A 24908-nucleotide genomic window follows, 5' to 3' on the forward strand; every position below is an offset into this window, starting at 1 on the left:
GCGCCGATCGCCGCGGTCTTCTGCACCATTTCGACCGACACGCGGCTGGTCAGCACCACCATGCCCTCGTTGGTCACGACCTTGTCGCGCGCCAGCGCGCCGGCGAGCTTGTCGAGCGCATTGTGACGTCCGACATCCTCGCGCAGCGCCACGATGCCGCGCCCAGGCGTCCAGAATGCCGCGGCATGCACCGCGCGGGTCTGGTGATTGATTTCCTGCAGCGGGGCGACGGCCGCCACCGCGGTCATGATCTCGCGCGGCGAGAACGACCGGCCCGCGGGCACGATCGCGGCCGGCCGGATAGCTTCGGTGATGGAGTCGATGCCGCAGAGACCGCAGCCGGTCGGGCCGGCGATATTGCGCCGGCGCTGGGCGATCAGCGTGGCCTTCTCCGGTGTGAGCCACATCCTGAGCTCGATGCCGTCATCGAGCTCAACGATGTCGAGCGTCTCGATCTCGTCGGCCGATTGCACGATGCCCTCACTCAGGCTGAAGCCTGTGGCAAAATCGGCGAGGTCCTCGGGCGTACCCATCATGACGGCATAGGTGCCGCCATTGTAGGTCAGCGCCAGCGCGGTCTCCTCCGGGATCAGGCGCGCACCCTCGCTGAACGCGCCGTTGCGCCAGACCTTCCGGTTTGCCTTGTGGACGGGATCGCGCATCGCTACTCCGCGGCCTCCACCACCGGCGCGATGCGCCGGGAGTGGCGGGCCTGCTCGTCATAGGCCTTCTGCCAGTCGGATGGACCGTTCGACGGTGAGATCTGCACCGCGGTGACCTTGTACTCCGGACAATTGGTTGCCCAGTCGGAGAACTCGGTCGTGATGACGTTGGCCTGCGTGTCCGGGTGGTGGAAGGTGGTGTAGACCACACCCGGTGCAACGCGGTCGGTGAGCAGGGCGCGCAGCGTGGTTTCGCCGGCGCGGCTCTTCAGCCGCACCCAGTCGCCATCGCGCACGCCGCGCTGCTCGGCATCGTGCGGATGGATCTCCAGCCGGTCCTCGGCGTGCCAGACCACGTTCTCGGTGCGGCGGGTCTGCGCGCCGACATTGTACTGGCTGAGGATCCGGCCGGTGGTGAGCAGCAACGGGAAGCGCGGACCGGTGCGCTCGTCGGTCGCGATATATTCGGTGATGATGAACTTACCCTTGCCGCGGACGAAGCCGCCGATATGCATGATCGGCGTGCCTTCCGGCGCCTTCTCGTTGCAGGGCCACTGCACTGAACCGAGTTCCTCAAGCTTGGCGTAGGAAACGCCGGTAAAGGTCGGCGTCAGCGCCGCGATCTCATCCATGATCTCGGACGGATGGTTGTAGTGCATCTCAAAACCCATCGCCTTGGCGAGGCCGATCGTGACCTCCCAGTCGGCAAGGCCGTTCTTCGGCGTCATCACCTTGCGCACGCGCTGAATGCGGCGCTCGGCATTGGTGAAGGTACCGTCCTTTTCCAGGAAGGTCGAGCCGGGCAGGAAGACGTGGGCATAATTTGCGGTCTCGTTCAGGAAGAGGTCGTGAACGATGACGCATTCCATCGACGACAGCGCCGCCACCACATGCTTGGTGTTCGGGTCGGACTGCAGGATGTCCTCGCCCTGCACGTAGAGGCCCATGAAGGTGCCTTCGATTGCGGCATCAAACATGTTGGGGATGCGCAGGCCCGGCTCCTTGTTGAGCTTGACGTTCCACATCGCCTCGAACTGCTCGCGCACGGCATCGCCCGAGATATGGCGATAGCCCGGCAGCTCGTGCGGGAACGAGCCCATGTCGCAGGAGCCCTGCACGTTGTTCTGGCCGCGCAACGGGTTCACGCCGACGCCGGGCCGGCCGATATTGCCGGTGACCATCGCGAGGTTGGCGATCGCGATCACGGTGGTCGAGCCCTGGCTGTGCTCGGTGACGCCAAGCCCGTAATAGATCGCGCCGTTGCCGCCGGTCGCGAAGATCCGCGCCGCCTCGCGCAGATCCTTGGGATCGACGCCGGTCATGATGGCGGTGGCTTCCGGGCTATTCTTGGGATCGGAGACGAACGCCGCCCAGTCCTCGAATTCGCTCCAGTCGCAGCGCTCGCGGATGAAGGCTTCGTCGGCGAGGCCTTCGGTGACGATGACATGAGCCAGCGCTGTCACCACGGCAACGTTGGTGCCGGGCATCAGCGGCAGATGCAGCGCCTTGACGTGGGGTGATTCCACCATTTCAGTGCGGCGCGGATCGACAACGATCAGTTTTGCACCCTGGCGCAGCCGTTTCTTCAGCCGCGAGGCGAACACCGGATGGGCGGCCGCGGGATTGGCGCCGATGATCATCACGACGTCGGTGTGCTCGACCGAGTCGAAATCCTGCGTGCCGGCTGAGGTGCCGAAGGTCTGCGACAGGCCGTAGCCGGTCGGGGAGTGGCAGACGCGGGCGCAGGTGTCGACATTATTGTTGCCGAAGCCGGCGCGGATCAGCTTCTGCACCAGATAGGTTTCTTCATTGGTGCAGCGGGATGACGTAATGCCGCCGACCGCGTCACGGCCATACTTCTGCTGGATGCCCTTGAACTTGGCGGCAGCGAAATTGAACGCTTCGTCCCAGGACACTTCCTGCCAGGGATCCTCGATCCGCTCGCGGATCATCGGCTTCAGGATGCGTTCCTTGTGGGTGGTGTAGCCCCAGGCGAAGCGGCCCTTGACGCAGGAATGGCCGCGATTGGCCTTGCCGTCCTTCCACGGCACCATGCGCACCACTTCCTCGCCGCGCATCTCGGCCTTGAAGGTGCAGCCGACGCCGCAATAGGCGCAGGTGGTGACCACCGAACGTTCGGGCTGGCCGATCTCGATCACGGATTTTTCCGTCAGCGTCGCGGTCGGGCAGGCCTGCACGCAGGCGCCGCAGGAGACGCATTCGGAGCCAAGGAAGCTCTCGCTCATGCCGGGCGAGACGCGGCTCTCGAAGCCGCGGCCGGAAATCGTTAGTGCGAAGGTGCCTTGCACCTCCTCGCAGGCGCGGACGCAGCGCGAGCAGACGATGCACTTCGAGGGATCGTAGGTGAAATAGGGATTGGATTCATCCTTCGGCATCCAGGCGTCGTTATCGCAGCCATGCGACATATTGTTAGAAGACTTGGCGAACACATGGTTCTCGCCCTCATAGCCGTAGCGGACATCGCGCAGGCCGACCGCCCCCGCCATGTCCTGCAATTCGCAATCGCCATTCGCGGCGCAGGTCAGGCAATCGAGCGGATGATCGGAGATGTAGAGCTCCATCACGCCCTTGCGCAGCTTCTTCAACCGCTCGGTCTGGGTGTGGACCACGAGGCCGTTCATGGCAGGCGTGGTGCAGGAGGCGGGCGTGCCGGCGCGTCCCTCGATCTCGATCAGACAGAGCCGGCAGGAGCCGAAGGCGTCGACCATGTCGGTCGCGCACAGCTTCGGGATCTGGGTGCCGGCCTCCATCGCCGCGCGCATGATCGAGGTGCCCTCGGGCACCGTGATCGTGTTGCCGTCGATGGTCAGCGTGACCATCGTCTCGGATTTGGACTTGGGCGTGCCGAAATCGATTTCCTGGATCAGCGACATCGTGATCTCCTTTATTCCGCAGCCTGCAGACGGGCCGGGGCGAGACCTAAATCTCCGCCAAAATCTTCCCGGAAATGTTTCAGTGCGCTCAGTACGGGGTAGGGCGTGAAGCCACCGAGCGCGCAGAGCGAGCCGAATTTCATGGTGTTGCAGAGGTCTTCGATCACGGCGAGATTCTCGGTCACACGCTCGCCCCTGATGATCTTGTTGATGGTCTCGACGCCGCGGGTCGAGCCGATCCGGCACGGCGTGCATTTGCCGCAGGACTCGATGGCGCAGAACTCCATCGCGAAGCGCGCCTGCTTGACCATATCGACGCTGTCATCGAACACCACCACGCCGCCATGGCCGATCAGGCCGTCACGCGCGGCGAAGGATTCATAGTCGAAAGGCGTATCGAACAGGGCGCGAGGGAAATAGGCGCCGAGCGGACCGCCGACCTGCACCGCGCGCACCTCGCGTCTGGTGAAGGTGCCGCCACCGATATCGTCGATAAGTTCGCCGAGCGTGACGCCGAACGCGGTCTCGAACAGGCCGCCATATTTGATGTTGCCGGCGAGCTGGATCGGCATCGTGCCGCGTGAGCGCCCCATGCCGAAATCGGCATAGGCCTTGGCGCCGTTGTCGAGGATGAAGGGGATCGCTGCGAACGACAGCACGTTGTTGATCACGCTCGGCTTGCCGAACAGGCCCTTGTGCGCGGGCAATGGCGGCTTGGCGCGCACGATGCCGCGGCGGCCTTCGAGGCTTTCCAGCAGGGAGGTCTCTTCTCCGCAGACATAGGCGCCGGCGCCGACCCGGACCTCGAGATCGAAGCTGTGCGCGGAGCCGCCGATCTTGGCGCCGAGATAGCCGGCCTTCTTGGCCGCCGCGATCGCCGCGTTCATCGCCTCGACCGCGTGCGGATACTCCGAGCGGATGTAGATGTAACCCTTGGTGGCGCCGACCGTGATACCCGCGATCGTCATGCCCTCGATCACAACGAAGGGGTCACCTTCCATGATCATGCGGTCGGCAAAGGTGCCGCTGTCGCCTTCGTCGGCGTTGCAGACGATGAATTTGCGGTCGGCGCTGGCCTGCGCCACCGTCTTCCACTTGATGCCGGTGGGGAAGCCGGCGCCGCCCCGGCCGCGCAGGCCTGATGTCGTGACGTCGGCAAGGATCTGGTCCGATGTCAGCGTTAGCGCCCGCTCCAGGCCCTTGTAGCCGCCATGGGCGCGATAGTCGTCGACCGAGCGCGGATCGATCACGCCGCAGCGGGCAAAGGTCAGGCGGGTCTGGCGCTTCAGCCAGGGAATCTCGTCTGTGACACCAAGCCGCAGCGGATGCGGGCCGTCGCCGGCCATTGCGTCGAGCAGGGAAGGGACATCCGCTGTGGTCACCGGACCGAACGCGATGCGGCCTTGAGCCGTCGCCAACTCGACCGTCGGCTCCAGCCAGTAGAGCCCGCGCGAACCGGTCCTGACGATTTCGACACCGACGTTGCGCGCGGCGGCGGCCTGCGCGAAGGCGAGTGCGACGTCGTCGGCGCCGACGGCGACTGCACCGGCATCGCGGGGAACGAAAATCCGCATCGTCATCGCTGTGCCTCCGCGACCAGCGCATCGATCCGCGCCGCGTCGAGCCGGCCGACCACGCGTCCGTCAAGCATCGCCGACGGCGCCGTGGCGCAGAGGCCGAGGCAATAGATCGGCTCCAGCGTCACACGCTGATCCGGCGTGGTGTTTCCAAGTGAAATGCCGAGTTGCGTCTCTGCGCGCGCGGCCAGCGCATCGCCGCCGGCGGCCTGGCAGGCCTCGGCGCGGCAGAGTTTCAGAACGTGCCGTCCGGCCGGCTGTTTGCGGAAGTCGTGGTAGAAGGTGAACACGCCGTGCACCTCGGCGCGGGAGAGGCTGAGCGCCTCCGCGACCATCGGGATCGCCGGCTCCGGCACGTAGCCGAACGCCTCCTGCAGCGCATGCAGGATGACCAGCGTGGCGCCTTCGAGCTTGGCATGTTCGGCGATGATTTCGGCGCCGCGCGCCGCGTCCCAAGGTTCGTATCCCGATGCCATCCGCGCTCTCACGATCAGAGTTCTCTACTCCTCACATGTGAATTGGAATCCCTCAAAATATCAATAAAGCTGTCTCATGCGGCGATTGCGAAAAGCGATTAATAGCGTTGCCGAATGGAGTAATTTAGGATCGCAATAATGGTCTGGAATCACGGACTTCCGGGGCGCTTTTGGAATTTGGGGTCGCACCACGGTCGTGATACCTGTTAGCCGTGCTGGGACACTGCTTTCTGATGGGGTTTGGTCCTTGATCGACAAGCTGGAACTTTTGCTGGCGCTGGCCAAGGAGCGGCATTTCGGCCGGGCGGCGGAGGCCTGCGGCGTCACCCAGCCGACCATGTCGACCAGCCTCAAGCAGCTCGAGGAAATCCTCGGCGTCATGCTGGTCCAACGCGGATCCCGCTTCCAGGGCTTCACGCCGGAAGGCGAACGTACGCTCGACTGGGCGCGCCGCATCGTCGGCGATACACGGGCCATGAAGCAGGAGATCAACAGCCTCAAGGACAAGCTTTCGGGCGAAATCCGGATCGCCGCAATCCCGACCGTGCTCGGCATGGTGGCGTCGCTGACGACGCCGTTCCGGGCAAAGCATCCCGAGGTACGCTTCCAGATCCAGTCCTGCACGTCGGCGGATGTGCTCGGCCTGCTGGAAAATCTCGAGGTCGATGCCGGGCTGACCTATATCGAGAATGAGCCGATCGGCAAGGTCCGTACCATCCCGCTCTACAACGAGAGCTATCGTCTGCTGACGGCGCCGGACAGCATGTTCGGCGACCGCAAGCAGGTGACGTGGAAGGAGGTCGGGCAGGTGCCGCTCTGCCTGCTCACGCCCGACATGCAGAACCGCCGCATCATCGATCGCGCGCTGACCTCGGTCGGCGCGGAGGCCAAGCCGACGCTGACCTCGAACTCGCTGCTGGTGCTATACACCCATGTGAAGACCGGTCGCTGGGCCAGCGTGATGCCGGCGAAACTTGCGGAGACGCTTGGCCTCGCCGATGCCGTTCGCAGCATCCCGATCGTCGATCCCGTCGTGAACTACAGCATCGGCATGGTGATCCCGCAGCGCGATCCGATGACGCCGCTGATCGCGGCGCTCGTCCAGGTCGCGCGCGAGGTCGCGCCGACGCTGGAAGCTCAGTAGCTCGCGGCGATCAGCTTCAGGCGCGGATAGAGCTTGTCGATCGCAATCATGTCGGTGCGCATCTGCGTGATGATCCAGTCCCTGATCTCGGCGACGACAGGCCGCACAGAGCGGTCGGGCGGATAGACCAGTTCGCACAGCCGCCGTGTGGTGGTGAGCGTCTCCGAGGCCGGCACCAGTGCGCCGGTCAGCAGCCAATGGGCTGCGACCGTGAGCCAGCCCAGCGCAATACCCTGGCCGAGCAGGGCGGCCTGTACGACCACCGCATAGTCCGAGAAGCTCAGCGACTTTGCGGGCCCGGCGCGTCTGGTCAGGAAGGTCTGATACTGGGCAGCCCAGTCGCCCGGTGTTTCGGCGAGGCGGATGATGGTGTTCGCCTCGATCGGCCCATCGGCGCGCGCGGCGTCGCGATAGGCCGGACTGCAGATCGGCAGCATCACTTCCTTCATGACAAGCGCGCCGTTGTGTTCGGGATCGAAGCGATCGCGAAAGCGCATGCCGAGATCGACATTGTCGACCGGCCCGCGCAGCGGACCCGAGATCAGCTGGAAGCGCAGATCCACGGTCGGGAACTGCCGCTGCAGCTTATCGATGCGCGGCATCAGCCAATGGGTCGTGAAAGCTGATGACACCGACAGCGTCACCGTCTCCATGCCCTTGCGACGGCGGTCGATCTCGATCAATCCGCTTTCGATGCTGCGGAAGCCGTCGGACACACGGCGGTAAAGGATCTCGCCGTCCTCGGTCAACACCGCGCCGCCGGCTGTGCGCTCGAACAGGCGGACGCCGAGATAGTCCTCGAACTGCCCGAGCATGCGGCTGACCGCCGGCTGCGTCACGTTGAGTTCGGCGGCGGCCGCCGTGAAGCTGCCATTGCGCGCCGCCGCGTCGAACACGAACAGGGCGTTGCTAGAGGGCAGCTTCCGGCGGAGCTCTGACATAACTTGAGCTTATGCCTCCAGTGAGAATTTGGCAATTGCCGGTTCTCGGCAAGTCTGTTTGCATTGTCGGAATGGCCCGATCATGCGGGTCGGTTGTGAAACCCAACGCAGCAAGGCCGCCGCGAGAGGCTGGCCGACCTACGCGGGTCTATAAGACGAGATCATGCCGGTTCACCGGCCACGGGCGGCAAACCGCCGGTGGCAGCGATGGCGCGCATCGTGGCGCAACCATCGGCAACGTAACGGGGTCGATTCTTGGACAAGGGCGGAGAGAGCGTCGACATCAGGTCTGCGAGCAAGCATTACGATGCTGTCCGCGCCCTCGACAACGTCTCGCTCAACGTTGCGCCGCGCGAGTTCGTCTCGCTGCTCGGCCCATCCGGCTCCGGCAAGACCACGCTGCTCGGCATCCTCGGCGGCTTCATCCCGTCGTCTTCGGGCTCGATCCATTTCGGCGACCGCGATGTGACGCTCCTGCCGCCGCACAAGCGCGACATCGGTGTGGTGTTCCAGAACTACGCGCTGTTTCCCCATATGAGTGTCGGCGAGAACGTCGCCTTTCCGTTGCGGGCACGGCGGCTGCCGAAGGCCGACTGGCCGGACAAGGTGCGCGCAGCGCTCGCGATGGTCGGCCTTGCCGGTTACGAGTCGCGCGGCATCTCCCAGCTCTCCGGCGGCCAGCGCCAGCGCGTGGCGCTGGCACGCGCCATGATCTTCGAGCCGCGGTTGATCCTGATGGATGAGCCGCTGTCGGCGCTCGACAAGCAGTTGCGCGAGGCGATGCAGATTGAACTGCGCGAACTCCACAAGCGGATCGGCGCGACCATCATCTATGTCACGCATGACCAGCGCGAGGCGCTGACCATGAGCGACCGCGTCGCGATCCTGAAGGATGGCAAGCTCGTCCAGATCGACAAGCCGCAACGGCTACACGATCACCCGGCCGATTCCTTCGTGGCGAGTTTCATCGGGGAGGCCAGCCTGCTGCCGGTCCGCCGCGCCGATGCCTGCAGCGTCGTGCTCGGTCCCGCGATCCTGCGCAGCACGCGTCCGATTCCGGACGGCGACGAATTGATGCTCGCCGTCCACAGCGAGAAGCTGCTGATCGACGACGGTGCCGGCGATGCCGCGCGCAACCGCCTGACCGGCAAGGTCACCGACGTCGTCTATCAGGGCGAAAGCCTGCGCGTGTTCCTGCAGCTTGCGGACGGCACGGGCTTGAGCCTGCGCCAGCCGAGCCACTTTGAGGCCGCGCGCCGCATTCCGCCGCTCGGCGGCGAACTCACCGTCACGCTGCATCCCGAAGACACCATCGTCGTGCCGAAGGCGCGGCCGTGAGCCTCCATCGTTCAACAACAACAGAGATGACCATGTCCTACGATAGCTTCAAGGTTCTCACGTTCGACGTCGTCGGCACCTTGATCGATTTTGAGACCGGTGCGCTGGAAGGGGTGCGCCGGGTCGGCGGCCCGAGAGCTGCGTCGCTTGGTGACGACCAGATCTTCGCCGCCTACAAGCGCGGCCGTGACGCGCATCCGGAGCGGTCGAGCGAGGTCATGTTCCATGTCTACCGCGATCTCGCGAAGGAACTCGACCTGTCGTCGGATGACCATGCCTGCGATGCGTTCCAGCTCGCGGTGCTGCGCTGGCAACCGTTTGCGGACTCCGTCGAGGCTTTGAAGCGCCTGCGCACCAAATTCCGTCTGGTCGCGATGACCAATGCCGATCGCGTCGCGCTATCGGCGTACGCGCACGCGCTCGGCAATCCCTTCCACGACACAGTGTGTGCCGACGATACCGGCGTCGCAAAGCCGAATCCCGAGTTCTTCGCTTTCAACAAGGGGCGGCAATCGGCGTTCGGCTACAAGCAGTCCGACATCCTGCATGTCGCGCAGAGCCAGCACCACGACATCGGGATCGCGCGGAAGCTCGGCTACAAGGTGTGCTGGATCGAGCGTCGCCAGGGCCTGAAGGGATTCGGCGGCACGCCTGAAGTGGCGGAGCTGACCAAACCGGATTTCCATTTCGCCTCGATGAAAGCGTTCGCTGACGCCGCGGTCGGAAGCTGAGGGCAGGCGCGCGGTGATGGCAAACGCCTGGACCCCGATGACACCGGCCGCTTCGCTCTGGGCCGACACCGCGGAGCCGCTGTCGGCTTTTCCGCGGCTGAAGGGCGAGCAACAGGCCGACGTCGTGATCATCGGGGCCGGCTATACCGGCCTGTCAGCCGCGCACCACATTGCCAAGAGCGGCCTTGCGCCCATCGTGCTCGAGGCCAATCAGCCCGGCTGGGGCGCAAGCGGCCGTAATGGCGGCGTCATCACCGCCAAGTTCCGGCTGTCGTTCCGCGAGATCGATGCCGCGCATGGCCGGGCCATGGCGCGACGAATGTATGAGATCGCGCATGAATCGGTCGACATGGTCGAGGAGCTGGTGTCCGAATTCGGCATCACCGGCGCTCGGCTGACGCGGACCGGGCAGGTCAAGGCCGCGCACAATGATGCGACGCTGCGGGCCGCGACCAACGAGGCCGCATGGATGACGCGCGAGATGCGCGACACCGAAGTCAGTATCCTGGATCCCCATCAGGTGCGCGACGAGACCGGCTCAAGCGTCTTTGTCGGCGGCATTCTCAATCCCGGCTCCGGCGGGATCCACCCGCTGAATTATTTGCGCGGCCTCGCCCGGGGCCTCAGGCAACGCCGCGTGCCGATCTTCCAGGAAAGCCCGGTGCTCACGCTCCGCCGCGACGGCGCCGGTGTCATTGCGGAGACACCCGATGGCGTCGTGCGGGCACGCCACGCCATCATCGCCACCAACAGCTATTCCGACCTGACATCGGCCACCGCGCGCGTCCAGCGGACGCTGGTGCCGTTCCGCAGCGCGTTGATCGCGACCGAGAAGCTATCGCCCAATCTGGCCGGCAGCCTGATGCCGACGGGGCGTAGCTACACCGAGACCAAGCGGATGATGCGCTGGTTCCGCAAGGTCGACGACCGCGTCGTGTTCGGCGGCCGCGGCGCCTTCGGCAAGCAGGATTCCGACAGCGCATTCGACGCGCTGCGCAAGGCGATGGTTGGCATCTTTCCGGAGCTTGCCGACATTCCGCTGGCGTTCAAATGGTCCGGTCTGGTCGCCATGACGCTGGATTCCGTGCCGCATGTCGGTCGCCTCGACGATCGCACCCTGTACGCGGTCGGGTACAATGGCGCAGGGGTTGCGATGTCGAGCCTGATGGGTCGCTATCTCGCGGCGCTGGTGCGCGGTGAGGCGGTCGATCTCGGCCTGCTCGATGCTGACAGTCTCAAGATCATTCCGTTCTATGCGTTGCGTGCGCCGGCCGTCCGTGTGGTGGCCGGCTGGTACCAGTTTCTGGATGCGGCCGGCCGATAGCCATCGCTGGTCCGGCCATAACGAGAGGGTTGAATATGATGATTGCATTGACCAGCCGGCGCGCAATTCTCGGTATCTCGTTTGGTGCGATAGCGGCGCTGTCGGGCCTTCCGGCCAGCGCCGACGAGATCACCTTCGTTTCGCAGGGCGGCGCCTACCAGAAGGCGCAGACGATTGCGATCCTCGATCCTTCAGCCAAAAAGCTCGGCATCACCATCAACCAGGACAGCATTCCCGACGCCTGGGCCGCGATCAAGTCGCAGGTCGCGAGCGGCAAGCCGACCTGGGACGTGGTCGACGTGCCGACCGGCTATTGCCTGCGTGGCGGCGAGCAGGGGCTGGTCGAGAAGCTCGACTTCTCCAAGCTGCCGAACGGCGCGGCGATGCCCGAAGCCTATCGCTCGCCCTATTCGGTCGCCTACGAATTCTATTCCAGCGTGCTCGCCTACAGCCAGAAGACGTTTCCGAGCGCAGGCGCAGCGCCATCGAGTTGGGCTGATTTCTGGGACGTGAAAAAATTCCCCGGCCGCCGCGCGCTGCGCAATCACCCGTTCGCGACGCTGGAAGCGGCCCTGATGGCAGATGGCGTCGCGCCCGACAAGCTCTATCCGCTCGATGTCGACCGGGCCTTCCGGAAGCTTGAGCAGATCAAGCCTGATATCACGGTGTGGTGGACCTCGGGGGCGCAGTCGGCGCAGCTGCTCAATGACGGCGAGGTCGACATGGTGATGGCCTGGAACGGCCGCGTCAGCGCGCTGACCAGCGAGGGCGCCAAGGTCGGCTTCACCTTCAACCAGGGTATCCTGCAGAGCACCTCGCTCTGTATCCTGAAGGGGGCTCCCAACCTGGCGACTGCGACGCGCTTCCTCAACGAGGCCGTCGATCCGATGCAGCAGGCCAATCTGCCGCTCAATATCGACTACGGCCCGGCCAACCCGAGGGCGTTCGACACCGGCGTGATCAGCCCCGCGCGCGCTGCCCAATTGCCGAGCGCGCCCGCGAATGCCGAGAAGCAGGCGCTGATGTCCTACGCCTGGTGGTCGTCGCCGGCGGGCGAGGCGGCGGAGAAGCGCTGGGTCTCGTTCATGCAGAAGTAGCCGCTTCGGAGGATCGAACGCCGTGCCAGCTCCAACGCCCGACATCTCGCGTCAGTATCAGCGTCGCGAACAGCTGACGATGCTGGCGCTGGCGTTCCCGGCGCTGCTGATGATCCTGCTGCTGGTCGTGCTGCCGGTCGGATGGCTCGCCTGGCAGTCGATCTGGCACGACGGCTTCACGCTAGAGAATTATCGCCGCATCCTAGCTGAGGACATCTACTGGCGCAGCTTCGCCTTGACCTTCGAGATCAGCTTGGCGGTCACGGTGCTCGCGGTGCTGCTCGGCTATCCCATCGCCTATGCGGCGAGCATCGCTTCGCGCGGCTGGAGCGTCGTCATCCTGGCGCTGGTGGTGTTGCCGTTCTGGACCAGCGTGCTGGTGCGCGCCTATGCCTGGTTGGCGCTGCTGCAGCGGACCGGCGTGATCAACCAGCTGTTGCGGCAGCTCGGCCTGATCGACGCGCCCTTGGCGCTGGTTCACAACACCTTCGGCACCGTGGTCGCGACGCTGCACATCCTGCTGCCGTTCATGGTGCTGCCGCTCTATGCCACCATGCAGAAGATTCCCCACGATCTGCTGCAGGCCGGTGCGAGCCTCGGGGCGGGGCCGGTCCTCACCTTCTGGCAGATCTTCCTGCCGCTGTCGCTGCCGGGCGTGCTGGCCGGCTGCACGCTGGTGTTCGTGCTCAGCCTCGGCTTCTACATCACGCCGGAACTGCTCGGCGGCGGCCGCACCGTGATGGTCTCGATGCTGGTGAGCCGCAATGTCGAGCTCTACGACCAGTGGGGCGCGGCAAGCGCCGTCGGCGTCGTATTGCTGCTGGCGGTGGCGGCGATCTTCTTCGTGGTCAGCCGGTTCGTCCCTCTCGATCGGGTGCTGGGGCAGCGATGAACATGTCACGCCCATATCGCGTCGCTTTCGTGCTGGTTTGCGCGCTGGTGCTGCTCTATCTGATCCTGCCGATCCTGATCATCGCGCCGATGTCGTTTTCCGGCGCGCGGTACCTCGCGTTTCCGCCACCGTCGCTGTCGCTGCGCTGGTACCAGGAATATGTCAGCAACGCCGCATGGATGCAGGCCACCCGCGTGACGCTGACGGTCGCCGTGCTGACGGTCGTGATCGCCACGCCGCTCGGCGTCGCCGCGGCCTATGCCGTGAGCCGCTCGACCTGGCGCATCATGCGCCTGATCCACATGACGCTGCTGCTGCCGCTGGTCGTGCCGATCATCATCACTGCGGTCGGCATCTTCTTCGTCTATGCCAAGGTCGGCCTGGTCGCGAGCCTGACCGGGCTGGTGCTCGCCAATGTCATGCTCGGCCTGCCTTATGTCATCATCTCGGTGGTGGCGGGATTGCAGAGCTTCGATGCCACCCAGGAAATGGTGGCGCGCAGCCTCGGCATGAACCGGCTGCGCAGCTTCTTCGCGGTGACGCTGCCGCAGATCAAGGCGAGCGTGATCGCGGGCGGCATCTTCGCGTTCATCTCCGCGATGGACGAGACCATCGTCGCGCTGTTCATCTCCGGCGGCCAGTATCAGCCGCTGACCAAGCGGATGTTCACCGCGCTGCGCGACGAGATCGATCCGACCATCGCCGCGATCTCGACGCTGATGACCGCGGCCTCCTTCATGCTGGTGCTGATCGCGACGACGCGGCGGAAGGATAGCTGACCGGCACCGGCTGCTACGCAGCCACCGGCAGCTTCGCCCGTTGCACGCGCGGATCGCGCGGCAGGGTGACGCGGACGACGGTGCCGACGCCGAGCTTCGAGCGGAGCCGCATCGTGCCGCCGTGCAGGCTGGTGAGCGAACGCGCGATCGCGAGCCCAAGGCCGGAACCCTGGTAGCTTTTGGTGAGCTGGCTCTCGACCTGCTCGAACGGCTTTCCGAGTCGCCGCAGCGAGTCCGGGGCGATGCCGATGCCGCTGTCGGCGATCAACAGCACGATAGAGTCGTCCAGCATCTGGCCACGCACCAGCACGCGCCCGTTGTCGGGCGTGAACTTCACCGCGTTGGAGAGCAGGTTGACGATGATCTGCTTGACGGCGCGGCGATCGGCGACCGCCGAAATCGTGCTCTGGATATCGGATTCCAGCGTGAGGTGCTTGTCCTCGGCGCGGCCGGAGACCACCCGCAGCGACTCCGCGAGGATGCCGGAGAGGTCGAGCGGCTCCATGTCGAACTTCATGCGGCCGGCCTCGATCTTCGACATGTCGAGGATGTCGTTGATGACCTCGAGCAGGTATTTCCCCGATGTCAAGATGTCGTGGCAATATTCCTGGTACTTGTCGGAGCCGAGCGTGCCGAACAGGCCTGAGCCCATGATCTCGGAGAAGCCGATGATGGCGTTGAGCGGCGTGCGCAGCTCGTGGCTCATATTGGCCAGGAATTTCGACTTCGCCGCATTGGCGTCCTCGGCGCGGGTCTTTTCTTCCGAGTATTTTTCGGCGAGGTCGGCGAGCTCGACGGCCTGCCGCTCCAGTTCGCCCTGCGAGCGCTTGAGGTCGATCACCGAGGCGCGCAGCCGCAGATCGTTGTCGACGAGCTTCTGCTCGTGCGCCTTGATGCGGGTGATATCGGTACCGACCGAGACGTAGCCGCCGTCCTTGGTGCGGCGCTCGCTGATGTGCAGCCAGCTGCCGTCGTCGAGCTGCGCCTCGAAGGTGCGCGCGCCCGGCGCCGGTGCGCCGCTTTCGTGCAGGCGGGTGCGGACCTCCGGCATGCTGCCGACTTCGATCACGGTCTCATAGGAGGTGCCGGGCGAGACGGCGGTATCAGGCAGCTTGTGCAGCCGCTGGAAATGCGAGTTGCAGAGCACGAGGCGGTCCTCGGCATCCCACAGCACGAAGGCCTCCGGAATGGTCTCGATCGCGTCGCGCAGGCGAAGGTCGGCTTCGACCGACTTCTCGGCGAGGCTCTTTTGCTCGGTGATGTCGACGGCGATGCCGATCAGATGCAGCCCGCCGTCGGCCGCCGCCTGGCTGAGCTCGCAGCGCACGCGCAGCCAGATCCAGTGACCGCCGACATGCTGCATGCGGAAGCTCTGGTCGATGTGCTTGAGCTTGCCGGAGATCAGCTGGTCGGCGATGTCGAACAGGTTGATGTCGTCGGATTTCACCAGCGCGTTGACCTCGCCGAAGGTGAGCAGGTCGTTGCGCGAGTCGAGCCCGAGCAGGGTGAACATCGACTGCGACCAGAATATCCTGCCGCGCGACAGGTCCCAGTCCCAGAGGCCGCAGCGGCCGCGGTTGAGCGCGGTGTCGATGCGGCCGCGCACGGCGTCGTTGATCAAATCGCCCTCACGGGCGCGGGTCGACTGCCAGTGGAAGGCGAAACCGAGGATCAGCACCACGAAGCTCGTGGTCGCCGACAGCGTCACCGCGAGCGCCGCGTCCGATCCCCAGATCGGCTCGTTCATCTCCTGGATGACGACGATCTGGCCCGGCAGCGACTTGACGAGTTGCGAGATCGCCAGCGCGCCGGTGCCGTTGGGCAGCGTCATGTCGCTGACCACACCCTGCTGGCCGGGCGCGGCCAGCAGTTGCGCGGTGGAGATGGCATCGAGGATGCGGTCGCTCTCGCCGATGCCGTCGATCGGCATCCGCGCCAGCACGCGGTGATCGGCGCCGGTGACGATGACGTGGCGGCCGAGCGCGATGCCCCAGGATGGAATCAGGTCAGGCAGCAGTTCCTGCAAGTGCTCGATGTTGCTGACCCGGTCGCGACGCACCGAGGTCAGGCGGTCGAGCCGCTCGGCGAGGATGTCGGAGAGCGCGGCAAGGTCGCGCTTCGTCGCGCTGCGTTTTTGCCGGCTCTGGTCGATCACCTGGACGAAGGCGCCGAGGCAGATGGTGATCAGGAAGGCGATGATGAGAGTGGGCACAGCGCGGCGCAATGCGGGCTCGGCCGTCAGGAGCCTGTGATAGGCCGGTTTCGCGATCGATTGTGCCAATCCCTTGATCGAATCGGATTGGACACACGCGTTCGCCGCATGCGCGCGCGCCATGCCGTAGACCCCCATTCCAAGCTGCTTTTCACGCGGTTCGGACGCTCCCCACGATGCATCCGAATCATGATGATTTGAATCCAGATTTCTGGGGCTGTCGAGAGTCAACGATTCGTTAATGCGAAATAAATCTTGCCCAATAGAGAATCGGTTACCGCAAAGTGAGTCCGAAACAGGAACGGCTCCGTAGAACTACGCGCGCGTCGGCTCGGCGTGACTGATCACGCGCTTGATGGTCGGGAACGCGCGACGCAGGGCGCGTTCGATCTCGTCGACGGCTTCGTGCACCTTGATCACGCTCATCGAGGGCGCGGCCCGGCAGTGGAAGTTGACGACCTCGCCGGCATCGGTGTTGCGGACCCGCACATTGTGGATGTCATGGATCGCACCCTCGGCGGCGAAGCGCGTCAACGCCGCCTTGATGCTTTCGACGCGGTCCGGCGCGGCGTCGGTTCCGGACGGCAGTTCTGGCTCGAGCGGCTCGATATGGGTGTCGACCTCGACGTCCTCGCCAAAATCCTCGCGGATCGCGCGCTCGAGGTCGTGGGCGATGTCGTGCGCCGCATCGAGCGCCATGTCGGCGTCGACCTCGAGATCGATGGCGACCGTCAGCTTGCCGCCCAGATCGTGCACGGTGACGTGGTGGATGGCGAGGCCGGAATTGCGCGCGATCACCATGATGCGCTCGCGTACGCTTTCATTGTCGCGCGCGACCGGGACCGCCGTGAAGGTCAAATCGGCGTCGCCGAACGTTTTGGTCACCGCCTCCTGCGCCTTGCGCTTGATCTCCTCGACGCGGTCGATCGGATAGGTGCGCGGCACGCCAACGATCGCATCGATGAAATGTGTCGGCCCGACAGTGCGGACGCGCAGGCGCTCGACATCGACCACGCCTGATACGGCCTTGATCGCGGCGGTGGCCTTCTCCTGCGCGCCTTCGGGCGCGCGGTCGAGCAGGGTCTCAACCGTCTCCCGCGCCATCCGCAAGCCAAGGAGGGAAATCATGACGGCGACCGCGATTGCGGCCGCGGCATCGCCCCACCAGAAGCCGAGCCCCGCCAGGATCAGGCCGACGATGACGGCCGCCGAGCCCATGACGTCGGAGGCGAAATGCAGCGCATCGGCGGCGAGCGCCTGGCTCTTGGTGTCGCGCGCCGCGCGGTGCAGCGCACGGGCGCGCCACAGGTTGACGCCGATGTCGATCACGAGCACGACGAACGGGATCGCCGAGACCGCCGGCGGCGCCATTCCTTCGCGCAGGTGGCTATAGGCCTGGACCAGGATGCCGCCGGCCAGCACATAGAGCAGGGCGATGATGCCGAGCGCGGAGACGCTCTCGAACTTGCCGTGGCCGTAGTGATGTTCGGCGTCGGCCGGTTGGTCGGACACCCGCACCACCGCCCAGGTGATGATGGTGGCGACCAGATCGATCGTCGAGTGCAGCGCTTCGGAGATCAGCGCCAGCGATCCAATCGCAATGCCGACCGCGAACTTTGCCGCGGCCATGCTTGCGCTAGCGAGGATCGAGATCGCGGCGACCGATGTTTTGCTGTTGGAAGGATTGATGTTGGAAGATGTCATGGGCGGCGGTTTAGCAGGGACTCGATGAACATCAAGTGTCGTTCGTAATGCGCAATCGCCACTCACTTGCAACAGCAGCTGTGTTGCAAATTATTCCGAATTTACGTCGTCCCGGCTGAAGGCCGGGACCCATAACCACTGGGTTGCATTGTTGAAATGAGCTGTGGCCCCAGCGTCGCATAATCATTTGCATTTGGGATTATGGGTCCGGCCTTCGCCGGGACGACGGCGAGTTTGTTGCGCCATCGCGAGTCATACATCCTCGTTCTCGCGGCGCGATTTCGCCCGAGCTTTGCTAGATCTTTCGCCCTCGAAGCACAAGGGCGCAGGGAATGCCGGGTGCACGCTGCACCCGCGGTCTCGTGTGCACAGTGAGAGCAAGAAACGCACACGAGCATACAGGTTCAGCGGAGGCACTCCGGCATTCCCTACGCGATGGTTTTACGGCTTATACGTGCTCCCCGGCGAAACCGGGCTTGTTTGTCACCGTCGCCCGTGGGAGCGTTTGCTCCTCACGAACTTTCAGCCTGCCACTGGGGCTCGGGACCACACGACTTCACCGTCCGCATCATGCGCTCTCGTCAGTCGCACATTCCGCGGCCACCGCATCTCACCGCAACACCCGTGACGATCGCGAACGCCCTTCAATCGGATGAGGCGGGAGATTCATACACCAATTTACCGTTTCGATAAACCGAAATATTTTTAACGAGAAGGCTTGACCGGTTTTGCTGAGTTGCCCGTCGTGTCGAATGGGCAACACTCATTGCCGCGACGACCCGCGCCGTAGGATGGGTAGAGCGAAGCGAAACCCATCGTCTCGCCACGCAGACGCAGTCGATCGGTATCGCTCCGCTCCACCCATCCTACGCGCTGGAGCCGGCGCCGCGAAGGAGACGCGCTCCGACGTGTGGTCTGCTTGCGGTCGGCGCGTCAGCAGATTTTCTGGAAGCGCGCCCGCCAGCGGGGCACCTTGGCCGGCGGCAGCACGTAGCTTTTGCCATCGGACGAGACCGTCAGCGGCTGCCCGGAGCTCAGAAGATCGAAGACGCGATTTTCCAGCACGCGCCATTTGTCTTCGTCAAGCTCGGGATAGCCGAGGTCCGGCTGGTTGAACATCGTGGTGTTCGCCGGGAAGGACTCTGGCCCGGCGTAGGTGAAGCCGGCGAAATCCATCTGCGTCTTGCCGTTGGCGATCGTAATCGAGGCCTTGGTGTGTTCCTGTTTCGGTGCTTCCCCCGGATAGACCGCATCGATCTCGAAATGCGTGCCGCAGCCGATGCGAAATACTGTCTTGCCCCTGGTGTCGTAAAAGCCGAGCCACGGCCGATCCTGGCGGTCGATCTCGAATTTCCAGGCGCCCTTCCAAGTATCTTTTGATGGACCGCCATCTTTCGATGGACCGTCGGCCGCCGACGCCACAGACAGCCCGAGCCACGATAGAGCGACAACGATTCCAAGCAGCGTTGCATGCGGCGTCATGGCAAGCCCCCAAAGTGATCCGCGAACATCCCGACAACCGATCCGAAGTACGAGATCTGGAGAATAACCGTCGACTTCAGATCACAACAGGTAGAGAGTTAAGTTTCACCCCTCGAACCGGCTTCTGGATGACCGCACTCTGGTGGCAGGCGGGTGTGATCTATCAGATCTACCCGCGTTCCTTTCAGGACACCAACGACGACGGCATCGGCGACCTCACGGGGATCGAGCGACGGCTCGACTATCTTGTCAGCCTTGGGGTCGACGCGATCTGGATCTCTCCCGTCTATCCGTCGCCGATGGTCGATTTCGGCTATGACATCGCCGACTATTGCGACGTCGATCCACGCTTCGGCACGCTGGCTGACTTCGACGATCTGCTGATGCAAGCCCATCGGCGGGGGCTCAAGGTTTTGCTCGACTTCGTGCCTAACCACACATCCGACCAGCACAGATGGTTTGTCGAGAGCCGCGCGTCGCGAGAAAATGAGAGAAGAAACTGGTACATCTGGCGCGATCCTGCCGCCGACGGCGGACCACCCAACAACTGGATCAGCGATTTCGGCGGCTCGGCCTGGCAATGGGACGAGGCGACCGGACAATATTACTACCACGCCTTTCTGAAGGAGCAGCCAGACCTCAACTGGCGTGATCCAGCCGTGCAAGCGGCGATGTACGATGTGATGCGTTTCTGGTTCGACCGCGGCGTCGATGGCTTCCGCATCGACGTGCTGTGGCACATGCTCAAGGCGGCAGACTTCCCGGACAATCCACCCAACCCGGCCTATCGGCCCGAGATGGGCGAAATGCACCGGCTGCAGCAGCGTCATTCGACAGACCAGCCCGAGGTGCACGGGATCGCCGCCGAGATGCGTGACATCGCGGACAGCTACGGCGCCGGGGGACAGCGCGAGCGCGTCCTGATCGGTGAGGTCTACCTGCCGGTCGATCGTCTCATGCAATATTACGGCGATACGCGCCCTGAGGTGCACCTGCCGTTCAATTTCCAGCTCATCGATGCGCCGTGGGACGCGCGTTCGCTTGCGGCGTTGATCGTCAACTATGAGGCAGCGCTACCGTCCGGTGGCTGGCCAAACTGGGTGCTGGGCAACCATGACCGGCGGCGCGTGGCCGCCAGGCGCGGGCAGGCTCAGGCCCGCGTCGCAGCTGTTCTGTTGCTGACGCTCCGCGGCACACCCACGCTCTACTATGGCGACGAACTCGGTTTGAGTGATGTCGGGATCGAACCATCCGAGGTCCGGGACCCGCGCGAGTTGCGCGAGCCCGGTTTGGCGTTGGGCCGCGATCCCGTGCGCACGCCGATGCCATGGGATGAGAGTGAACATGCCGGTTTCAGCACGGTCAAGCCGTGGCTCCCGCTCAATGCCGACTGGCCCACGCGCAACGTGGCGCGCATGACGGAAGATCCTCAATCGATCCTGACACTTTATCGTCGGCTGACTGCGCTCAGGCGGAATTGCCTGGCTTTGTCGACCGGTGATTTCGTACTGTTGAGTGGGGAAGGCGAGATACTTGCTTACGAGCGCCGACATGATTCGGAGCGGCTGCTCGTGGCGCTCAACTTCGGGGCGACGCCGCACCAACTGCAATTGCCGGATTGGGCGCGTGGCAGCCGGTTGCTGTTGTCAACGCTCGACGATGCGACGCTGGTTGAAGGTGGGGCCATCCTGCTAGGGTCGAATGAAGGTGTCGTGCTTCGGGCCGGATAGCACCAGGCAGGGAAGGAGGGTTGCTTGCGTATCGCCATGCTGGCGCCGATCTCATGGCGTACACCGCCGCGCCATTACGGTCCTTGGGAACAGGTGACGAGTCTCCTGACCGAGGCGCTGGTGGCGCGCGGCGTTGACGTCACCCTGTTCGCCACAATGGATAGCCAAACCGCGGCCAGGCTCGATGGCGTCTGCCCGGCGCCCTATTCGGAGGACCCCGCGATCGACGCCAAGGTGTGGGAGATGCTCCACGTCGCCCATGTCTTTGAACAGGCAGGTCGGTTCGATCTTATTCACAACCAGGCCGATTTCGTCCCGCTCGCCTTCTCGCGGCTGGTCGGGACCCCTGTCGTGACCACGATCCACGGTTTCTCGTCCGAGCGCATTCTACCTGCCTACAAGCAATACGAAAATCGCGTCCATTATGTCGCCATCAGCCAGGCCGACCGCGATCCAGACCTGCGCTATGCCGCAACGATCCATCATGGCATCCCGCTCGGGGATTTTCCCTTCGACCCGCATGGCAGCGACGATCTGCTTTTCTTCGGCCGCATTCATCCGGACAAGGGGGCTGCTGAAGCGATCACGGCAGCCCATCGATCCGGACGGAAATTGATCATGGCCGGCATCGTCCAGGACCAGACTTATCACAACGAGCAGGTCGCGCCCGCGCTCGACGGCCGGTCCGTCGTCTACCTTGGTGCGGTCGGCGGTGCGGCACGGGCAAGGACGCTCGGCTCCGCGCGCGCGCTGCTCCACCTGATCAATTTCGATGAGCCGTTTGGCCTGTCGGTGGTGGAAGCGCTCGCCTGCGGAACGCCGGTGATTGCCTGCAACCGCGGATCGATGCCCGAGCTGATCGAAGATGGCGTCACCGGCTTCCTGGTCGACAGCCTCGATGCGGCGGTCGATGCGATCAATCGTATCGGCGAAATCGATCGCGCCGCGTGCCATGCGGCGGTATCGGCACGCTTCACGGTCGATCTCATGGCCGATCGATATTTGGCCCTGTACCGATCGATCCTTGGCTAAGAATCGGTGGTTGCAAAAAATCTACGGCCAACGTTGCGGGATTGGCCAATCTTCGCTTCAATCGTCTCTCACAGTCCACGGGCGGCATAGCAAGAAACAAGTTATGGAGGATCCATGCCATCGATCGTCATCGCCCAGGGCGGCGGCCCCACCGCTGTGATCAACCAGACCCTGTGTGGCGCCATCCTTGCCGCGCGCAGGCATGATCCGTCGTTGCGGGTTCTCGGCGCGCGCTATGGCGTGCGAGGCCTCACGGCGGGGAACGTCGTCGATCTCACCGCCGTCCCCGAGGCCGAACTCCGCCGCCTCGGCAACACGCCAAATTCGGCCCTCGGCTCGACCCGCGACAAACCCAATTCTGGCGCGTGCGCAGATATCCTGACGGCTCTGGAGCGGCTGGACGCCCGCGCCTTCGTCTATATTGGCGGCAATGATACCGCCGGAACGCTCGAACTGCTGCGGCAGCAGTCAAGTGGCCCCTGCCATTTCGTGCATGCCCCCAAGACCATCGATAACGACCTGATGGAGAACGATCACGTCCCCGGCTTCATCTCGGCCGCTGCCTTCGTCGCCAATGCCCTTGTCAGCGTCAATCTCGATTTTCGCGCCATGCCCGGCATCTATGTGGCCATTGTCATGGGCCGCCATGCCGGCTTCCTCACCGCCGCCGCCGCGGGCTGGCAGCAATCGCCGGACGACGCCCCGCATTTGATCTACACTCCGGAAAAGCCGTTCTCGGTTGCCCAGTTCCTCGACGAGGTGGGGGCGGTTTATGCGCGCCTGGGCCGCTGTATCGTTTCGATGTCCGAGGGCGTGCAGGACGAGATGGGAAGACCTCTCGCCGAGGCGCTGGCGGGCGAGGCAGTCGAGCGCGACGCCCATGGCAATCTGCAATTGACCGGCGGCGATCTCGGCATCGAGATCCAGAAAGCGCTGAAATCGCGTTTTCCCAAGGCAAGGGCGCGCGTCGACACGCTGGGCTATCTGCCACGCGGATATGTCGGCGTGATCGACGACACCGACCGCAAGGAGGCTTTCGCCGCCGGCGCCTTTGCCGCGGAAAGTGCGTTGACCGGGAGTGGCTCGGTGGTGCTGCATTATGACGGCACCCGCATCGAACCTCGGCTCGTGCCGCTTGAGCGTGTGGCTGGCAAAACACGCCATATTCCGGACGACTTCTTTGCCGGCAGCAACACCGTTTCGGATGAAGGACGGCGCTATTTTCGGCGGCTTCTCCCCAAACGGCCCGATATCTTCATGCCGTTCGTGTGACGTTGCCGGATAGAGCATTCTCAACGTGCGTTGTCACCGCAATTCGTAGTTGACAGCTCGAAGTGCGAAGGCGGAAGCGAAACCCATCATCTCGCCGCTCAGACGCAGTCGATGGGTATCGCTACGCTCCACCCATCCTACGCGCTAGAAATGTTTGCCGAGTTGCTCGTCGGGTCAGAGTGACGCGGGCCGCCATGCCGTCAGACGCTCGGACCATGCTCTGTCTATCCTTCGCTAGCGGGCGTGCGCTCCCGCCATGTCCGTCCCCTCCTTGTGATCGTCGTCGGGACCGTTCAAATCGCCGGCATTGTTGTCGCCGCCGTTCGGCCCGTCGCCATTCTGATGGCCGCCATCTCCGAGGTCGGGCGGATTGTCGTCGTCCTGTTTGGCCTCCAGCGCGGCTTTCATTTCTTCGCCGAGGCCCAAAGCGTCAATTTCGATCAGTGGGGGAAGCGGAGCCTCGATATTCAAACCGTGTTCCGCCGCAAACTCCGCGACCAGCTTCCTGACGTCTTCCAGGACCTTGTCCCGCAAAAATCCCTTCGCCGATTGTTCTTGGGTTGTTAGTGCCCTCTCTTTCTCGAGCTGTTCGAACCCGGCGAGGATGACGTTTTGCTCTTTGGGTTCGAGATACAAGAGTGCTATCTTGGCGATCTCGTTAGGCGACGTTTTCACAAAGTCGAGTATTTCCTTCATTGCTTTTTCGGTTTCGGTTTCCATTGCTGGCTCCTGCCATGGCTGTCGGGTTACGGGGTTCTCCGGCCGGGCCTGCGCGGAATCGTGAGAGGCGGCGCAGGCCGGCTGTGGCGACCGCGTGCGTTACGGCACGACCGGGGTGACCAGCTTGATGATTTCCGGCTTCAGTACGCAGTACATGCCGCGGTCGCCCCATTCCACCAGCTTGGTGGTCCCGAGCTGCGGCATCATCAACGCGCAAGTCCGGTCGTGATAGCCGGTGCCGTTTCGTCGTCGTCGAACACCTGCGAATTGAACTCGAGCTTCACGCCATAGTTGGGTTGCGGGCCGGGTTTGGTCGGAACGCGGAACAACATTTGCGCGGTGAACTCCATCGACGCATGCTGGGCGGGTGCCTCGCCCGCGACCTGAAGCGTCCAGGACGCGTTTTGCCCGTCGCTGGTGATGCTCCGGTTATTGATGCCGATGTCGGGCACGCTCCGCGTCACGCTGTGTCCGAACGTCACTGACCCGCCGATGGTCGCGGTCGGGTCAGCGCCGAAGAAGCCGCCGCTCGCCGAGAACGACTCGCTCATCGACGTGGTGTACGAGGTCGACCCCTGCGTGGTATCGGGCGTGACCGCGACCAGTTCGGTCAATGGTACGATCTGCCCATTGGCATCGACGAGACGGCAGTCGTAATTGTACTCGTGCAGCTTGAACGTACCGTCCACGGACGTGAACAGGATGCTGTCGATTTCGACCATGTAGTAGGAGTACCACATGTCGTCGGCTGATTTCCCGGTGACGGCCCAGGATTGGATGGCGTGCTGATACCGGCTGCTGCCGCCCATGCCGAAGCCGCCCGGCAGCGTTTGATGGATGAGTGAATTGACATGAGCAAAGTTCTTGTAAAGCTGAGAAGTATCTACCACGTGGGTTCTCC

The 24908-nt window shown here is 64.0% G+C and carries 20 protein-coding genes; 10 read left to right on the plus strand and 10 right to left on the minus strand.

Annotation, left to right across the window (positions count from 1 at the left end; genetic code table 11):
* From fdhD to UP10_RS33725, 4 genes are all read right to left on the minus strand, one after another.
* Positions 1-662, minus strand: a 662-nt coding sequence (gene fdhD, locus UP10_RS33710) for a formate dehydrogenase accessory sulfurtransferase FdhD (protein WP_044591414.1), incomplete at its 3' end; no start/stop codon positions are given.
* 2 nt (positions 663-664) lie between these two features.
* The gene (gene fdhF, locus UP10_RS33715) at positions 665-3556 is read right to left on the minus strand and encodes a formate dehydrogenase subunit alpha (RefSeq protein ID WP_044591514.1); all 2892 of its coding nucleotides are present in this window, start codon (positions 3554-3556) and stop codon (positions 665-667) included.
* Between the two features lie 11 nt (positions 3557-3567).
* A complete protein-coding gene (locus UP10_RS33720) occupies positions 3568-5136 on the minus strand; it encodes a formate dehydrogenase beta subunit (protein ID WP_044591515.1) in 1569 nt (522 codons plus the stop codon).
* Positions 5133-5609, minus strand: coding sequence for a formate dehydrogenase subunit gamma (locus tag UP10_RS33725; RefSeq protein WP_044591516.1), 477 nt, complete (start codon positions 5607-5609; stop codon positions 5133-5135). The genes UP10_RS33720 and UP10_RS33725 overlap by 4 nt, the downstream gene beginning before the upstream one ends.
* A gap of 247 nt (positions 5610-5856) precedes the next feature.
* On the opposite strand from UP10_RS33725, the gene UP10_RS33730 reads away from it, so the two are divergent.
* Positions 5857-6753, plus strand: coding sequence for a LysR family transcriptional regulator (locus tag UP10_RS33730; protein WP_044591517.1), 897 nt, complete (start codon positions 5857-5859; stop codon positions 6751-6753).
* Here the strand turns inward: UP10_RS33730 and UP10_RS33735 are convergent.
* Positions 6747-7694 (minus strand): LysR family transcriptional regulator, encoded by a 948-nt coding sequence (locus UP10_RS33735; protein ID WP_044591518.1) that lies wholly within the window; start codon positions 7692-7694, stop codon positions 6747-6749. The two genes, UP10_RS33730 and UP10_RS33735, sit on opposite strands and share 7 nt — an antisense overlap.
* 255 nt (positions 7695-7949) lie before the next feature.
* Here UP10_RS33735 and UP10_RS33740 point away from each other — a divergent pair, with 255 nt between their 5' ends.
* The 6 genes from UP10_RS33740 (at position 7950) to UP10_RS33765 (ending at position 13855) form a co-directional block, all read left to right on the plus strand.
* Complete coding sequence (locus UP10_RS33740; protein WP_044591519.1) at positions 7950-9032, plus strand: ABC transporter ATP-binding protein; 1083 nt, start codon at positions 7950-7952, stop codon at positions 9030-9032.
* A gap of 32 nt (positions 9033-9064) precedes the next feature.
* Positions 9065-9763 carry an HAD-IA family hydrolase gene (locus UP10_RS33745; RefSeq protein WP_044591578.1) on the plus strand — a complete coding sequence of 233 codons (699 nt, stop codon included), beginning with the start codon at positions 9065-9067 and terminating at the stop codon, positions 9761-9763.
* A 16-nt stretch (positions 9764-9779) separates the two neighbouring features.
* Positions 9780-11087, plus strand: a complete 1308-nt coding sequence (locus UP10_RS33750) for an NAD(P)/FAD-dependent oxidoreductase (protein WP_044591520.1) — start codon at positions 9780-9782, stop codon at positions 11085-11087.
* Between the two features lie 38 nt (positions 11088-11125).
* A complete protein-coding gene (locus UP10_RS33755; protein ID WP_044591579.1) occupies positions 11126-12184 on the plus strand; it encodes an ABC transporter substrate-binding protein in 1059 nt (352 codons plus the stop codon).
* Between the two features lie 79 nt (positions 12185-12263).
* Positions 12264-13076 carry an ABC transporter permease gene (locus UP10_RS33760; protein WP_044591521.1) on the plus strand — a complete coding sequence of 271 codons (813 nt, stop codon included), beginning with the start codon at positions 12264-12266 and terminating at the stop codon, positions 13074-13076.
* Positions 13073-13855 carry an ABC transporter permease gene (locus UP10_RS33765; RefSeq protein ID WP_044591522.1) on the plus strand — a complete coding sequence of 261 codons (783 nt, stop codon included), beginning with the start codon at positions 13073-13075 and terminating at the stop codon, positions 13853-13855. The genes UP10_RS33760 and UP10_RS33765 overlap by 4 nt, the downstream gene beginning before the upstream one ends.
* Before the next feature lie 13 nt (positions 13856-13868).
* Here the strand turns inward: UP10_RS33765 and UP10_RS33770 are convergent, their stop codons facing one another.
* The 3 genes from UP10_RS33770 to UP10_RS33780 form a co-directional block, all read right to left on the minus strand.
* Positions 13869-16190, minus strand: a complete 2322-nt coding sequence (locus tag UP10_RS33770) for a sensor histidine kinase (RefSeq protein WP_044591523.1) — start codon at positions 16188-16190, stop codon at positions 13869-13871.
* A 192-nt stretch (positions 16191-16382) separates the two neighbouring features.
* Positions 16383-17771 carry a cation-efflux pump gene (locus UP10_RS33775; RefSeq protein ID WP_502692332.1) on the minus strand — a complete coding sequence of 463 codons (1389 nt, stop codon included), beginning with the start codon at positions 17769-17771 and terminating at the stop codon, positions 16383-16385.
* 933 nt (positions 17772-18704) lie between these two features.
* A complete protein-coding gene (locus UP10_RS33780; protein WP_245322069.1) occupies positions 18705-19253 on the minus strand; it encodes a hypothetical protein in 549 nt (182 codons plus the stop codon).
* A gap of 128 nt (positions 19254-19381) precedes the next feature.
* On the opposite strand from UP10_RS33780, the gene UP10_RS33785 reads away from it, so the two are divergent.
* The 3 genes from UP10_RS33785 to UP10_RS33795 all read left to right on the plus strand — a co-directional run bounded on the left by UP10_RS33785 (position 19382) and on the right by UP10_RS33795 (position 23287).
* Positions 19382-20983, plus strand: a complete 1602-nt coding sequence (locus UP10_RS33785) for an alpha-amylase family glycosyl hydrolase (RefSeq protein WP_044591525.1) — start codon at positions 19382-19384, stop codon at positions 20981-20983.
* A gap of 24 nt (positions 20984-21007) precedes the next feature.
* Positions 21008-22015, plus strand: a complete 1008-nt coding sequence (locus UP10_RS33790) for a glycosyltransferase family 4 protein (protein ID WP_044591526.1) — start codon at positions 21008-21010, stop codon at positions 22013-22015.
* A 114-nt stretch (positions 22016-22129) separates the two neighbouring features.
* Complete coding sequence (locus tag UP10_RS33795) at positions 22130-23287, plus strand: diphosphate--fructose-6-phosphate 1-phosphotransferase (protein ID WP_044591527.1); 1158 nt, start codon at positions 22130-22132, stop codon at positions 23285-23287.
* 234 nt (positions 23288-23521) lie between these two features.
* Here UP10_RS33795 and UP10_RS33800 read toward each other — a convergent pair whose 3' ends face one another.
* Positions 23522-24007 (minus strand): hypothetical protein, encoded by a 486-nt coding sequence (locus UP10_RS33800; RefSeq protein WP_044591528.1) that lies wholly within the window; start codon positions 24005-24007, stop codon positions 23522-23524.
* A gap of 206 nt (positions 24008-24213) precedes the next feature.
* On the minus strand, positions 24214-24897 hold the full coding sequence (locus UP10_RS33805) for a hypothetical protein (RefSeq protein ID WP_156180510.1): 684 nt from the start codon (positions 24895-24897) through the stop codon (positions 24214-24216).
* Positions 24898-24908: the final 11 nt, after the last annotated feature.

Source organism: Bradyrhizobium sp. LTSPM299 (assembly GCF_000938235.1).
Classification (GTDB): domain Bacteria; phylum Pseudomonadota; class Alphaproteobacteria; order Rhizobiales; family Xanthobacteraceae; genus Bradyrhizobium.

Bases quoted from the DNA above. Each gene is read 5' to 3' on its own strand.
- UP10_RS33760 (WP_044591521.1), top strand. From the start codon at position 12,264: ATGCTGGCGCTGGCGTTCCCGGCGCTGCTGATGATCCTGCTGCTGGTC.
- UP10_RS33780 (WP_245322069.1), bottom strand. From the start codon at position 19,253: ATGACGCCGCATGCAACGCTGCTTGGAATCGTTGTCGCTCTATCGTGG.
- UP10_RS33755 (WP_044591579.1), top strand. From the start codon at position 11,126: ATGATTGCATTGACCAGCCGGCGCGCAATTCTCGGTATCTCGTTTGGT.
- fdhF (WP_044591514.1), bottom strand. From the start codon at position 3,556: ATGTCGCTGATCCAGGAAATCGATTTCGGCACGCCCAAGTCCAAATCC.
- UP10_RS33720 (WP_044591515.1), bottom strand. From the start codon at position 5,136: ATGACGATGCGGATTTTCGTTCCCCGCGATGCCGGTGCAGTCGCCGTC.
- UP10_RS33725 (WP_044591516.1), bottom strand. From the start codon at position 5,609: ATGGCATCGGGATACGAACCTTGGGACGCGGCGCGCGGCGCCGAAATC.
- UP10_RS33795 (WP_044591527.1), top strand. From the start codon at position 22,130: ATGCCATCGATCGTCATCGCCCAGGGCGGCGGCCCCACCGCTGTGATC.
- UP10_RS33750 (WP_044591520.1), top strand. From the start codon at position 9,780: ATGGCAAACGCCTGGACCCCGATGACACCGGCCGCTTCGCTCTGGGCC.
- UP10_RS33765 (WP_044591522.1), top strand. From the start codon at position 13,073: ATGAACATGTCACGCCCATATCGCGTCGCTTTCGTGCTGGTTTGCGCG.
- UP10_RS33800 (WP_044591528.1), bottom strand. From the start codon at position 24,007: ATGGAAACCGAAACCGAAAAAGCAATGAAGGAAATACTCGACTTTGTG.
- UP10_RS33775 (WP_502692332.1), bottom strand. From the start codon at position 17,771: ATGACATCTTCCAACATCAATCCTTCCAACAGCAAAACATCGGTCGCC.
- UP10_RS33745 (WP_044591578.1), top strand. From the start codon at position 9,065: ATGTCCTACGATAGCTTCAAGGTTCTCACGTTCGACGTCGTCGGCACC.
- UP10_RS33735 (WP_044591518.1), bottom strand. From the start codon at position 7,694: ATGTCAGAGCTCCGCCGGAAGCTGCCCTCTAGCAACGCCCTGTTCGTG.
- UP10_RS33785 (WP_044591525.1), top strand. From the start codon at position 19,382: ATGACCGCACTCTGGTGGCAGGCGGGTGTGATCTATCAGATCTACCCG.
- UP10_RS33770 (WP_044591523.1), bottom strand. From the start codon at position 16,190: ATGGCGCGCGCGCATGCGGCGAACGCGTGTGTCCAATCCGATTCGATC.